This is a genomic window from Paenibacillus rhizosphaerae, assembly GCF_014192015.1.
Taxonomy (GTDB): Bacteria; Bacillota; Bacilli; order Paenibacillales; family Paenibacillaceae; genus Paenibacillus_AQ; species Paenibacillus_AQ rhizosphaerae.
This window is the reverse complement of the sequence record NZ_JACHXJ010000001.1, coordinates 561,215-573,913: the sequence shown is the minus strand read 5'-3', so window position 1 is coordinate 573,913 and position 12,699 is coordinate 561,215. Positions and strand designations below refer to the sequence as shown.

The window sequence follows — 12,699 nt, the reverse complement described above, 5'->3', positions numbered from 1 at the left end:
AATTACGGCGATCTACCTAGTTTTCGAGGGAAACCGCCGGGGAATAGAGGTGCTTTATTGTATGTATGGAAAAATGCACAGTACATGTTTATACGGAATTGACGGGGTTATCATTCAGGTGGAGGTTGACATTTCCAACGGACTGCCGCAAACGAGCATTATCGGTCTCCCGGACTCCGCCATCCGGGAAGCGGTTGAGCGCGTCCGCGCAGGCATCAAAAATTGCGGCTTCACCTTCCCCCTCCAGCGCGTCACGATCAATCTCGCACCGGCCGACCTGAAAAAGGAAGGTTCCGCGTTTGACCTGGCCATCGCCCTGGGCATTCTCGTGACGAGCGGACAGCTCCTGCTTCCGCAGGACGAGAAGCTTCTTCTCATCGGCGAGATGGCGCTCGACGGCAGCCTGAGGCCCGTTAACGGCGTCCTGTCCATGGTGGACAGGGCGAAGCGCGAGGGATTCACCGCCGTTCTGCTTCCGGAAGAAAACGCCGGTGAGGCTGCCTTAATCGAACATATGAATATTTATGCCATCCGGCATTTGAACGAGCTGCGTGAGCTAGCCTTAGAACATTCGGCTGCCGACATGCCTGGCAAAGACCAGCCTCTCCGGATTCGAACCTTGGTCCCGCTGCTGAAAGCACCGGCTGCTCCCGCTGCTTCCGTACCCGACCACCTTCCTGCGGAAGATTATGCCGATGTGCTTGGCCAGCTCCATGTCAAAAGGGCGCTCACGATTGCTGCCGCCGGCATGCACAACATTATGCTGATCGGACCGCCCGGAACCGGCAAAACGATGCTCATCAAGCGCCTGCCGACCATCCTGCCCTTCATGACCGAGCAGGAAGCGCTCGAAACGACCAAAATATTCAGCGCGGCCGGTAAATTGAAGGAACCCGGCTCCGGACTGATCCGCAGACGTCCTTTTCGTTCCCCGCACCACACCATCTCTGCCGGGGGACTGATCGGCGGCGGAACGATACCCAAGCCGGGCGAAGTCAGCCTCGCCCACCGGGGCATCCTGTTTCTGGACGAGCTGCCGGAATTCAACCGTCAGGTGCTCGAAGTGCTAAGGCAGCCGCTGGAGGACAAAACGGTGACGATCAGCAGGGCGCGTGCCGTGCACACCTTCCCGGCGCACTTCATGCTGGCGGCTTCGATGAATCCGTGTCCGTGCGGATATCTCGGGAGCGATCACCCGGAGCATCATTGCACATGCAGCTTCAGCCGGATCGCCCAATACCGCGCCAAAATCTCCGGTCCGCTGCTCGACCGGATCGATCTTCAAGTCGAGGTCCCCCGCCCCAAAGAATGGTCCACGGATACACCAAGCTTGTCTTCAGCTGAGATGCGGAGACAGGTGCTCGAAGCCCATGCCCGTCAGCAAAAGCGCTACAGCAGCAGGTATGGCGGCTGGAACAGCGAGCTGACCGGCAGTGCGCTCCGGCGCTTCGCCAGGCTCGACTCCGCTTCAGCCGATATGCTCCATCAGACGATCGAAACGCTGGGCCTCAGCATGCGGGCATATGACCGCATCCTGAAACTGGCCCGGACGATCGCCGACCTGGACGGCCAGGAGAATATCGCCTTCAACCATGTGGCGGAAGCGATCCAATACCGGAATTTGGACCGGCCGCAGATTACGGGGGTAGGATAATAGGAAGCAAATTCGCGGTATAAACCCTAGTAACGTGATTCACGGTTTAAGTAAATAATTTGTCTACTATCACGAAAATGAAATTATGCAGATCGTCGTTCGAATAGAAAACAAGAACGTTGAGTTCTATCAGCAGCTAGATGCGCAGTGACAGACGTTTCAGGGATATGAGGCGCCATCTCGAAATCATCAGAAGAGACCGGATACAGGTTCACAAACAAAGAATAACCTGCCATTTGAGGCAGGTTATTTCCGTTCTCTTTTCAAACCCCAGTCATCTCTTCTGGATGTAATTTAAAACTTGGCAGGTAAACCATCGGGTAGTCAAACGCCATTTTTGGCAGGATAAAACTTCACGTTATCCTTCATTTAAAATTTGTTCTATCTATCTTTTTCTCTATTCTCCACTGCGATCCATGAATAATACAGTATCCAGAATATTGATGGACAAATCCCTAGTGCAATAACCCGTTTATCATGTGGAAGCATAAATATAAAAACAAAGAAAACGGGCAGCATAATGGCAAGTAGAATGAGATACTTTTTCCAGTGTCTATTTTTAAACACAGGTTCCTCCTCAATTCGTATATGATCTCACATGTTTTTGCATATCTTTAATCATGTCTCTCTTTTACTTTCACTGTGAATAGGCTAAGAACAAAAGTAAGAATGACATATGTCCACAATCCATGTATTTCAAATCCATACAGGTATTTGTCCAAAAGCCAAAGTTTAATTGGTGTCAGCACGATGGAAGCCATCATTAAAGCCGGAGTGGTTAAACACCCAATCCCTACAGTAATCAACATAACCGATAGTACCATGGCTAAACTGAATAAAAGGCTGATGATGAACATAAGAAGGGATGCAATCACCAAAGTTTTTGTATCTGTTATCGAAAGATATGGATTAAAGTACTCATTGCCTATCCAGAACACCAAAAAGGTAACAAGAAAATTCAAAATGTTCCTCATAATCCCTCCCACGAAATTGCCGTTTCCATTTTCGATGAAGAACTTGGTTGAGGTAAGCTCAATAAAATGATTACAGTCATCCTCTGATGTTGATACCTAGGAAAAATTCAATTTTAAGTAAGTTCATACATCACTTCTACTTAGATTATTCTATGATTAGTCCATATCACCTTCACCTTAAGGTAAATAATTACAAATAACACATCCATTTTCCACCTTTCAGATATAGCTGGTTGAGGTCATGAAGAGGAAGCGATCCAATAAAGGAATTTGGACCGGCCGCGGATTATAGGAGTGGGTGAGGGGTAAGCAGTATATTTGCTGCAAAATGAAGTTGTTTCCGGTTGGATCGGCCCAACTCAGTGAAAATTGGGTAATAAAAAACTTCCAATAACGTGTTTTGGAAGTTTTATTACTGATGCGGCTCGTCCTAGAACGCTCCCTGTATATGATTAATCGCGGCAATGCTTAGATCGCGCCCCAGCTCTACGGCGACGACGTCAAAGCGAACCTCTCGATTTTCCAGCCGCTGTGCGTGCAGATAGACCTCGGCCGTGCTGCGCACCTGGCGGATTTTGCGAAAATCAACTGATTCCGCGGCTGTGCCAAAAGCGGAGCCGGCGCTCCGGCTGCGCACTTCCACAAAGACAATGACGCCGCTGTCCTCGGCGACCACGTCCAGTTCGCCGCTGCGGCAGCGCCAGTTCCGGTCGCGGATGCGGTAGCCTGTGGAGAGCAGCAGGTCGGCGGCGGCCTGCTCCGCGGCTGCTCCTTTTTGGCGGCGGTTATCCTTGGTTCTTCCTTCCTGCCCGTTCATTCGTATGGCCTTTCCCGAGCGAGCCGGTCCGCCCGGTAAATATAGCTGAGAACCTCGGCGACAAGGTGATACAGTTCCGGCGGGATCTGCTGGTCCAGGTCCAGCTTGGAGAGGACCTCCACCAGCGCGGCGTCCTCCTGAACGGGAACCCCGTGTTCCTTTGCCGTCTCGAGAATCGTATCCGCCACTTTCCCCCGGCCCTTCGCCACGACGACCGGGGCATCGTTTTCACCGGGCGCGTATTTGAGGGCGACGGCCTTTTTCAAACTTGGCGACGGATCCTGCGGCTTGCTGTTCATACCCTCATATCCACCCCCTTGTAGCTCTGCGGCACGTAGTCCGCCATGCGGTGACCGCCCATGGCCGCACTCAAACCAGATGGCGGCTCGACTCCCGGAGACGGAAGCGGACCGGCTTTAAGCGTCAGAAGCTGATAGCCGAGCGTGGATAGAGCGTCCACAATTTCAGACCGTCTGTCCTCCACCAGGGACTGAGCCCACTCCTGATCATTATGCACCTTCAGGCTGACGATCCGGTCGACGATCTGGACGTCAATCAGAGTCTGCCCGAGATGCTTCATTTGAAGGTCAAACCACAGGCGGCAGTTGGATGCATCCAGTTCCCCCTTGGGACCGCGCCTGGACTGGACATGCACCGACGCCGTTTCCTGCCCGTCCGGCCCGTTCAGCGGCAGGAACAACGTAACCTGGGCGAATGGCGCCGTCCGGTCCGTGTTCAGGAGCAGCTGCTGGCCGGTCAGCTGCGAGATGACCTGCTGTGCCGCTTCCTTCAAGGCCGGCAGCGCAGCATCGTCCTGAACGAGCTGAAGGAGGAGCCCCTTCAGCGTGTCGCGCTGCCCGGTTTCCTGCAGCGCCTGTTCCATCCGCGCAGCGGGCTCAGCCGGCTGCTCCGGCCGGACGGTGTGATGCGCCGGGCCGGGAGGCTGCTGCTGAACCGCGTGCGCCCGGACGGTCAGCTCCGGACCGTCCGCGGCTTGGGGAGCGGGCTGCGCAGCGGCGGCCCCTGCCGCGCTCGCCGCTCCCGCCGCAGGCCCCGGCTGAGCCGGGCCTGCCTCTGCCGCTGCACCCTGGCCTGCCGCCGGTGCAGCCATGGCCTGCCGCGCGTTCCCCGCCGCGGCACCCGGCCCCTGCGGGGCCTCCTGCGCGGGCTGCAGCAGCGCCGCGCGCACGCCCTGCTGCTCGTGCTCCGCACCGAGCAGCTTCAAGAGACGCCCGACCCACGGCTCCGCGCCGTGGGACTGGGGCGTCTTGGGCGAAGGCCCCGTTCCTGCGGGGCCTTCGCCTCCCTGCGCCGCGTGCTGCGGCGCAGGTTCCGCGGCCGGCGCGGCGAAGCCGCCGGCCGGGGCGGGCGTTGATGCAGCGGCACCCGTCAGCGGTGCCGCGCGCAGCTGCTGCAGCAGCGCCTGCAGCCTGGCGACCAGCGGCTGAAGCGCCGCCGCTGGATGGGACGCCGCGGCAGCCGTGCCGGCCGCGGATGATCCGTCAGCCGCGCGCCCCGCTGCCTTCCCGGCATTCCCCTCTGCCTCGGTGCTCCTTGGGGTGCGGGCACCGGCCGTTGGCTCCGATTCAGGAGCCGCTGTGCTGCCAAATCCCGGCTGCACGCCCGCTCCGGGTAACAAAGACGGCGGCGGCGGCCCCGGGGCCTGTGGTGCCATGACACCCTGCCCGCTTTTGACAGCTGCTCCCGCTTCCTCCGAACCCGCTGCAGCTTGCGCTGTGAACGCATTCAGCTGTTCCTCCAGCACCTGAAGCAGCTGATGCACCGGCGGCCCGAATACCGCCTGCTGCAGCCCGCGGACGCTTTCGCCCGTCAGCGGAAGTCCGCGCTGATTGGCAATCGCCGCGGCGCCAAGCCACTGCTCTGTACTGACCCCAGCGGGCTTTAATGCCAGTGCGTCTTTGAAGACGGCCGCGTTTTCTTTTGTTACATATACGCCCGAAATCCGCAATGCCTCCAGCATGGCCCGATTCTCCGGCGTATCCGGCAGATCGAGCGATTGCAGCACATCCGCAAGCGTCAACGGCGTCCCGGCTCCATAGGGGGAACCCTCCATCGATTTCAATACCGGAAGGCCACCGCCATTGTCCGGCTGTACCTGCAGGACCGCTGCCTGCCCGGGCTGCAGCGGCGTTTCCAGTGCCGCCCGTACTTTGACACCCTGGATCTGCAGGACAGCCTCCCGCCCGTCCTCGGATACGCTCAGCACGACGCCGCGCACGACTTGACCTTCCTTCAAATCCAGCTGTTTGGTCTCGCCCGCTTTGGTATCCCCCATCATGCCGCGCAGCAGTGAACCGATATTCATGTCCCTCTCCCCCTTCCGTATTCCTTCGCTTATTTATTTATCGGCCGAAAGAGCCGCAGGCTGTAGTACAATAGCTGACGTCGCGAAGCGATAATTCTCATTTGTCTGAAAAAAAACAGCAGCCCTAGAACAGGGTCTGCTGCACGACTTCCATGTTTTTCAAGAAACTCCGGCGGTGCATCGGCGTCGGTCCCAGAGCCGCCAGCTGCTCGCGGTGCAATTTGGTTGCATAGCCCTTATGGATCGCGATGCCGTACTCGGGATACTTCGCCTCCCATTCCCCTTCACACAGCCGGTCCCGGCTAACCTTGGCTACGATCGAAGCCGCGGCGATCGATTGGCTGTTGGCATCCCCCTTGATGATCGCCAGCTGTGGGACAGGCACGTCCACATGCTCCGCATCCACCAGCAAAAAATCCGCGGCAATCGTCAGGCCAAGCACCGCCTTTTTCATCGCCAGGCGGGCCGCCTGCTTAATGTTAATTTCGTCGATCGTTCGGGCATCCACATACCCGACGCTGACGGCAAGTGCTTGCTCTATAATAACGTCGTACAGAGTGTCCCTTTTTTTGGCGCTCAACTTTTTCGAATCGTCGACGCCCTCCAGAATGAGTCCTTCCGGCAGGATCACGGCCGCCGCCACCACGTCGCCAAATAAACAGCCTCTTCCAACCTCGTCCACACCCGCTATGTACCGATAATCTCTTTCTATGTATTCGCGTTCATATTGTAGCAGGTCCCTCGGGGACTGCTCAATCTCTTCCGTATCCATGCTGTCTTTCCTCCTCCGTGCTGCAGCTGCCAAGGGTGGCTCCCACTTATTCCCCTGGCAAATCTATCAAACTCGCAATCTATCTTTTTATTGTACTATGTTCGGGCGGCGGATTCCAACGAAATACGACATCTTGTAGGCTTCCAAAATCGGGGTGCGGACTGCTGGAGTACAGAAAATGCCCCTGAATCGAAATGTCCGAAAGCATTAGCCGGTGAAAGACCTGGTATCAAGAAGCTAGGAAGAGAATGTGCTGCGAAGAGAAGAATGTACTGTAAAGAGGAGAGTGCGCTGAAAAAGAAGAGTGTTCTATGCAAAGAGGTGAATGTGCTGTAATGAGATGAATGTACCTCAAAGAGTGATCATGATCGAACGATTTGAATACGGGTCATTTGTGGTTTGGGCAAAACGAAGTCCACCGTGATTCTGGCCAAGCTCTTTAAAAAAAGTTATCCAACCTGTGAAAAATGATGATGCCAACCCGCTTCGCCAACATGACGCTGCATTTTCAACACGCTTGAAAGCACGATGTGAGACCCTTTCCCCAATAAACTCCGTTCTTTTCTTTTTTCCGTTAAATAACCCTGTTTGAATTCGCAGTTTGAACCCGCGCTTGTGGAAAGCATCGGCACCGCAAGCACCAACAAGATTCTACACCGGCTCGCTCAGCAGCGATAAAAAATGCCTTGTCCGCTCCTGCGCCGGATGGTTTAGCACCTCATTTGGACTGCCCTGCTCCATGATGATTCCTTCATCCATAAACACGATCCGGTCCGCCACCTGGCTCGCGAATTTCATTTCATGGGTCACGATGGCCATCGTTATGCCTTCCACAGCCAGCTCCTTAATGACCTTCAGCACTTCACCAACCAGCTCCGGGTCCAGGGCGGACATCGGTTCATCGAATAAAAGCAGCTCCGGACCGATGCCCATTGCCCGGGCAATACCGACCCGCTGCTGTTGTCCACCGGACAGTTGGTGCGGATAGGAGTCCGCTTTGCCGGCAAGTCCTACCTTGCCCAGAAGCTCCAGCGATCTCGCCTTGCCTCCGCTCTGCTCTTTTTCTGTACGATGGCCTGCGCCTCCATCACGTCTGCAGGGCCGTCATATGGGGAAACAGATTATACGATTGAAAAACCATGCCGGTTTTCCGCCGAAAAGCAGGATGTGTCGCCCCTTCCCGGCTTGGAGCCTCCCCTAAACGATAAGGCGGAGTCTCCGATCCGGAGCGATCCTTCCGTCGGGATTTCCAGCAGGTTGATGCACCGGAGCAGCGTCGTTTTTCCGGAGCCGGAGGGCCCGATAATGACCGTCACCTGTCCCTTTTCGATCGACAGGTTGATCCCCTTAAGCACTTCATTGCTGCCAAAGCTTAATCTCAGATGGTTGATTTCAATCATGTTGCATCCCTCGTTTCGCTATCTTGCGGCATAACGGTCAAAACGGTGCTCGAGCTGATGCTGAAGCGCCGACAGAACGGTGCTGAAGATCAGGTAGATCAATGCTACCTCGCAGTACAACAAACAGCAGGCTCGTACACGACCGCCGTAATTTGCTGCCCTTTTTGGAACAGCTCCGTCAGCGTCACCGTCGCTGCCAGCGACGTATCCTTCAGCAGGCTGATAAAAGAGTTGGCCAGCGGAGGCAGGGAAACCCTTGCCGCCTGCGGCAGAACAATCCGGCGCAGCGCCTGGGAACGGGTCATGCCGACCGTAGTACGCCGCCTCCACTGCCCCTTGGCGATGGACTGGATCGCGGCCGTATAATTTCGGAACCATAGGCTCCGACGCTGATCGAGAACCCGATCACCGCGGCGGTAAATGCGTCGATGACGACGCCGACGCTCGGCAGCCCGTAGAAAATGATAAACAGCTGAACGAGCAGCGGAGTCCCCCGGATGATCCACACATAGAACCAGGCGACCCGCTGGAGAATGCTCCAGCGGGTCAGGCGGGCCAGCGCAGTAAGGAACGCCAGCACGAAACCGAGTATGAAAGAAATGATGGTCAGGGGAATGGTGAACTTGATCCCCGCCATGAGCAGCGGCACAAAGGAGTCAATAAAAATATCGGTGAGATGGGCGGTTCTGTCATTCATCGGCTAACCCCCTTTTGCCGCTTATTTCGATACATCCGTACCAAAGTATTTTTTGGAGATGGTGAGGTACGTTCCGTCCTTCTTCATGTCGGTCAGCGCTTTGTTGATCGCATCCCGCAGCTCGTTGTTGTTTTTGTTCATCAGCACGGCGCTGGTGCTGCCCCTATCGGTTTCATCCACCACCTTGATCGGGGCAACGGGACGTCTTGTTTTGAAATCGAGGTAGGACAGTTTATCGTTTACCGTCGCATCGATGCGCCCGGACAGCAGCAAGTCGATCGCTTGGTTAAATCCGTCGACCTGCACGATCGTGGCACCATTGTCCTTGGCGATTTGATTCAGATTCTCGTCAAGTGACTGTCCCGCTTTTTTGCCTTTGAGGTCGGCTAGCTTTGTAATGTCCTGATTGTTGTCCTTCACGATCAGAACCGCCCTGGAAACGATGTACAGGTCCGAAAAGTTGTATTTAGCCTTCCGTTCCGCATTAATGGATACATCGTTCATCACTGCGTCGAAACACTTTGCGTCCAGGCCGGCGATCATGCCATCCCATTTCGTTTCAATAAACTCCGTCTTCACGCCGAGCTTTTTGGCGATTTCCCGGCCCAGGTCGACGTCAAAATCGGTCAGCGTTCCGTTCTCATCATGATCGGTAAAAGGTGCACGTTCCTTCCGTGCCAACGCGAAGCTTGCCGTTTGCCTTGATGGTATCCAGCAGGTTTTTACCCGCCTGGGCGCCACCGGTTTGCCCCGCCTGCGGTTTCGTTCCCGTATTTCCGCCGCATGCCGTAGTCACGTCCAGCATCAACGTCAGCATGATTGCCAAAATATTTGCCGCATTTTCATGCGCCGCTGCACTTCTTGCCGTCATCGATCCCGACAAAAAAAGCCCATGACCCAAGGTCATGAGCTTTCCTAATTCTCTATTCGAAGTCTAATCGCTATCGGAACTCTATTTCGATATATCGATAAATCCTTCCCCGAACACATCCCGAACGTCATGGATCGTAATAAACGCCTGCTTGTCCGCCACCTTAACGATCTTTTTCAGAATAGGCACCTCCTGCTTGCTGATGACAATATACAGCACTTCCTTGGCCGACTTGCTGTAATAGCCGTACCCTTTAAACACGGTGACTCCCCGGTCCATGACCCGGTTGACCTTCTCGGCGATCTCAGCGTGCTGCTCCGATACGATCATCACCGCTTTCTTCGGGTTCAGACCCTCGATGATGAATTCCATTACCTTCGTGCCGACGAACAGCATAATAATCGTCAGCATCAGGCTTTCCGCGCCAATGATGAAGTAGGAGGAGAACGCGACGATCAGATCAAAGAGCAGCAGCGCGTAACTGATGTTCCAGTCCCAATATTTATGGGCGATCCGCGCCAAAATGACCGTACCGGCGGTGGTGCCTCCCGCCCTGACAATCAGCCCGATGCCGATGCCGGCAAATACGCCGCCAAAAATGGCGTTGACGATCGGTTCGTTCGATGCCAGCGTCCAATGTTCGGTCAAATGGAGGAACAAGGAGTTAAACACGACGGCAATGATTGTATACACCGTCGTCATTTTGTCCAAAAACTTATAACCCACGATCAGTAGGATCGCGTTCAGAATCAGGTTGACCAATCCCGGCGACCATGCAAACAGATAGTACAGTATAATCGTAATCCCGGTCACTCCGCCTTCACCCAGGTCGTGGGGAATGACAAACAGATTGATATCGAGCGCGAAAATAAACGCCCCGGCGATAATCGTCATGATTTCCATCATTCTTTTTTTCATATGACGGCCTTCCTCTCCCATAAATCAACACGCAAAAAAAGCCCAGTACCTATAACGGAACTGGGCTTGTTCGTTCACTATGATACTGTACATCTCGCTTTGATACACGCTGGACACTAGGATCGTATCCGGCGTTCTTTTCCGATTAGTAAGGGGCCTCCATCGAGAACCGGCCCATTTTGCCGGCTCGCAGCTCCCGCAGCAGCGTCTTCGACGCTTTCTCGAGATCCACCCTTCCGCCGCTCATCAAGCAGCCGCGCTTGCGTCCTACCGCTTCCATGATGGCGACAATTTCGTCGCTCTCGTCCGGGTTATGCGGCATGTCCGCATCGATCTCGAAGCGCTCCCGGAACGCGTCCCAGTAATACTGAACCAGGTATTTGACCGCAAAAAAGGCGACATCCTCCACGTTCAGGATCTCTTCCTTGATCGCGCCGGTTACCGCCAGGCGGTAGCCAACGTTCTCATCCTCAAATTTGGGCCACAAAATCCCCGGTGTATCCAGGAGCTCGATTTCTCCGCCTACCTTAATCCACTGCTGGCCTTTCGTCACGCCCGGCCGGTCCCCCGTCGCAGCAATGCTGCGCCCGGCGAGACGGTTGATCAGCGTCGACTTGCCCACGTTCGGGATGCCGACGATCAGCGCACGAATCGCCCGCGGGTTCATCCCCTTGGCGATTTGGCGGTCGATCTTCTCCTTCAGGAGCAGCTTCAGCTGTCCAGGAATCTCTTTTACGCCCGTGCCTGTAGCCGCATCGACCGGAAACGCCGTATGGCCTTCCTCTTTAAAATAATCCTGCCACTGCTTCGTTACCGAAGGGTCTGCCAAATCCGCCTTGTTCATAATGATCAGCCGGGGCTTCCCCTGCAAAATCTCGTCAATCATCGGATTGCGGCTGGACAGCGGAAGACGCGAATCGATCAGCTCGATCACGACGTCAATCAGCTTTAATTTATCCTGTATTTGGCGGCGCGCTTTGGTCATATGACCAGGGAACCATTGAATCGTCACCGTCATCACCTCATTCTCTTGTCCGCAAACAGCCTCATTCCACGCTCATTAATGGTTGATCAAATGGATGTCCTTCACCGGCCAGAAGATGAGGTCTGCCCGTCCGACGATATCCCCGAGCGGCACATAACCGATCATCCGGCTGTCCGTACTGTCGGACCGGTTATCCCCCATCACGAACACATGACCTTCGGGAACCTTGCCATCCGGAAACGCGCTGTTTGGGAAATCTTTGTCATTATACATCTGGCCCGCTTTATGGCTTGCATCGATGGCACCTTGTATGTAGGCTTCATTGACTTTTTTGCCGTTCACTGTGACCGTGTCGCCTTCCACTTTGACGGTATCGCCTGCAACGGCGATCACGCGCTTGATAAAATCCTTGCCTTCGGACGGAACATGGAACACGATAACCTCACCACGGTGCGGAGCCCGGATGTCATACAGAATTTCATTGACGATCAACCGCTCGCCCGTATGAAAGTTTGGCTGCATGGAGGGTCCGTCCACAATAAACGGTTTGAAGAGAAGCCAGCGGATCAATGCCACCAAAATCAGGGCAATGACGATCGCTTTCAGCCATTCTACGACTTCATTCTTCCCTTTTTTAGGTGGTCTATGATCTTCTTCCTTCAGTTCCACCGCATCGCTCTGAATGTCCTGCTGCATATATCCACCGCCCTCTCCTAGTTTTGCCGAAAAGAAAAGCTCCCATTACGGAGCCGTGTATGCTTTCATTAGACCATCGAAGCGAAAGCTATTTGTGATCGACAGAAAAATCCCCGCTTCTCGCGGTCTGTCATCTTGGGTCGTTCATCTATTGACGCTTTTTTAATCCTAAAACGAAAAGGGCTTGAAATCAAGCCCTTTAGCGTTGTTCGCTGATTAACGGCGAATCTCTTTAATTCTTGCTGCTTTACCGCGCAGTTCACGAAGATAGTACAGTTTGGCGCGACGTACTTTACCGTAACGAGCCACTTCGATCTTCTCGATTTTTGGCGAGTTAATTGGGAAAGTTCTTTCTACCCCAACACCGTAAGAGATTTTACGCACAGTAAAAGTCTCAGCGATGCCGCCTCCGCGACGCTTAATCACAACACCTTCGAACAACTGGATACGCTCGCGGGATCCCTCGATAACCTTAACGTGCACTTTCAAAGTGTCGCCAGGACGAAAGCTAGGGATGTCGGTGCGAAGCTGTTCTTTGGTAATCTCTTGTAGGATGTTCATTTAGGACTCCTCCTTCCGTACAGGTGTT

The 12,699-nt window shown here is 54.7% G+C and carries 10 protein-coding genes and 3 pseudogenes; 2 read left to right on the top strand and 11 right to left on the bottom strand.

Features of this window, described 5'->3' with window-relative positions; all coding sequences use genetic code 11:
• The first annotated feature begins 61 nt into the window (after nt 1–61).
• On the top strand, nt 62–1,654 hold the full coding sequence (locus FHS19_RS02475) for a YifB family Mg chelatase-like AAA ATPase (RefSeq protein ID WP_183578130.1): 1,593 nt from the start codon (nt 62–64) through the stop codon (nt 1,652–1,654).
• Between the two features lie 750 nt (nt 1,655–2,404).
• On the top strand, nt 2,405–2,698 hold the full coding sequence (locus tag FHS19_RS34745) for a hypothetical protein (RefSeq protein ID WP_246426401.1): 294 nt from the start codon (nt 2,405–2,407) through the stop codon (nt 2,696–2,698).
• A 360-nt stretch (nt 2,699–3,058) separates the two neighbouring features.
• Here the strand turns inward: FHS19_RS34745 and FHS19_RS02465 are convergent, their stop codons facing one another.
• From FHS19_RS02465 to rplS, 11 genes and pseudogenes are all read right to left on the bottom strand, one after another.
• The gene (locus FHS19_RS02465) at nt 3,059–3,445 is read right to left on the bottom strand and encodes a YraN family protein (protein ID WP_183578124.1); all 387 of its coding nucleotides are present in this window, start codon (nt 3,443–3,445) and stop codon (nt 3,059–3,061) included.
• Nucleotides 3,442–3,744, bottom strand: a complete 303-nt coding sequence (locus FHS19_RS02460; protein ID WP_183578121.1) for an EscU/YscU/HrcU family type III secretion system export apparatus switch protein — start codon at nt 3,742–3,744, stop codon at nt 3,442–3,444. The genes FHS19_RS02465 and FHS19_RS02460 overlap by 4 nt, the downstream gene beginning before the upstream one ends.
• Nucleotides 3,741–5,771 (bottom strand): TP0910 N-terminal domain-containing protein, encoded by a 2,031-nt coding sequence (locus FHS19_RS02455; RefSeq protein WP_183578118.1) that lies wholly within the window; start codon nt 5,769–5,771, stop codon nt 3,741–3,743. Before FHS19_RS02455 ends, FHS19_RS02460 begins: the two co-directional genes overlap by 4 nt.
• Nucleotides 5,772–5,895: 124 nt before the next feature.
• Nucleotides 5,896–6,576, bottom strand: a complete 681-nt coding sequence (rnhB, locus tag FHS19_RS02450; RefSeq protein WP_281382285.1) for a ribonuclease HII — start codon at nt 6,574–6,576, stop codon at nt 5,896–5,898.
• A 618-nt stretch (nt 6,577–7,194) separates the two neighbouring features.
• Nucleotides 7,195–7,943, bottom strand: a pseudogene (locus FHS19_RS02445) (amino acid ABC transporter ATP-binding protein).
• Nucleotides 7,944–7,961: 18 nt separating this feature from the next.
• Nucleotides 7,962–8,640 (bottom strand): annotated as a pseudogene (locus tag FHS19_RS02440) (amino acid ABC transporter permease).
• Between the two features lie 21 nt (nt 8,641–8,661).
• Nucleotides 8,662–9,511, bottom strand: a pseudogene (locus tag FHS19_RS02435) (amino acid ABC transporter substrate-binding protein).
• A gap of 81 nt (nt 9,512–9,592) precedes the next feature.
• Nucleotides 9,593–10,429, bottom strand: a complete 837-nt coding sequence (locus FHS19_RS02430; protein WP_183578112.1) for a YitT family protein — start codon at nt 10,427–10,429, stop codon at nt 9,593–9,595.
• 145 nt (nt 10,430–10,574) lie between these two features.
• Nucleotides 10,575–11,441, bottom strand: coding sequence for a ribosome biogenesis GTPase YlqF (gene ylqF, locus FHS19_RS02425; RefSeq protein ID WP_076169548.1), 867 nt, complete (start codon nt 11,439–11,441; stop codon nt 10,575–10,577).
• 48 nt (nt 11,442–11,489) lie between these two features.
• Complete coding sequence (lepB, locus tag FHS19_RS02420) at nt 11,490–12,110, bottom strand: signal peptidase I (protein WP_183578109.1); 621 nt, start codon at nt 12,108–12,110, stop codon at nt 11,490–11,492.
• A 216-nt stretch (nt 12,111–12,326) separates the two neighbouring features.
• Nucleotides 12,327–12,671: a 50S ribosomal protein L19 gene (rplS, locus tag FHS19_RS02415; protein ID WP_076168209.1), complete on the bottom strand. Its 345-nt coding sequence runs from the start codon at nt 12,669–12,671 to the stop codon at nt 12,327–12,329.
• Nucleotides 12,672–12,699 lie beyond the last annotated feature (28 nt).

What these genes read in the sequence shown, in the direction of transcription:
- FHS19_RS02475 (WP_183578130.1), top strand. Translation starts at nt 62, where the DNA reads ATGTATGGAAAAATGCACAGTACATGTTTATACGGAATTGACGGGGTT.
- FHS19_RS34745 (WP_246426401.1), top strand. Translation starts at nt 2,405, where the DNA reads ATGGAAGCCATCATTAAAGCCGGAGTGGTTAAACACCCAATCCCTACA.
- FHS19_RS02465 (WP_183578124.1), bottom strand. Translation starts at nt 3,445, where the DNA reads ATGAACGGGCAGGAAGGAAGAACCAAGGATAACCGCCGCCAAAAAGGA.
- FHS19_RS02460 (WP_183578121.1), bottom strand. Translation starts at nt 3,744, where the DNA reads ATGAACAGCAAGCCGCAGGATCCGTCGCCAAGTTTGAAAAAGGCCGTC.
- FHS19_RS02455 (WP_183578118.1), bottom strand. Translation starts at nt 5,771, where the DNA reads ATGAATATCGGTTCACTGCTGCGCGGCATGATGGGGGATACCAAAGCG.
- FHS19_RS02430 (WP_183578112.1), bottom strand. Translation starts at nt 10,429, where the DNA reads ATGAAAAAAAGAATGATGGAAATCATGACGATTATCGCCGGGGCGTTT.
- lepB (WP_183578109.1), bottom strand. Translation starts at nt 12,110, where the DNA reads ATGCAGCAGGACATTCAGAGCGATGCGGTGGAACTGAAGGAAGAAGAT.
- rplS (WP_076168209.1), bottom strand. Translation starts at nt 12,671, where the DNA reads ATGAACATCCTACAAGAGATTACCAAAGAACAGCTTCGCACCGACATC.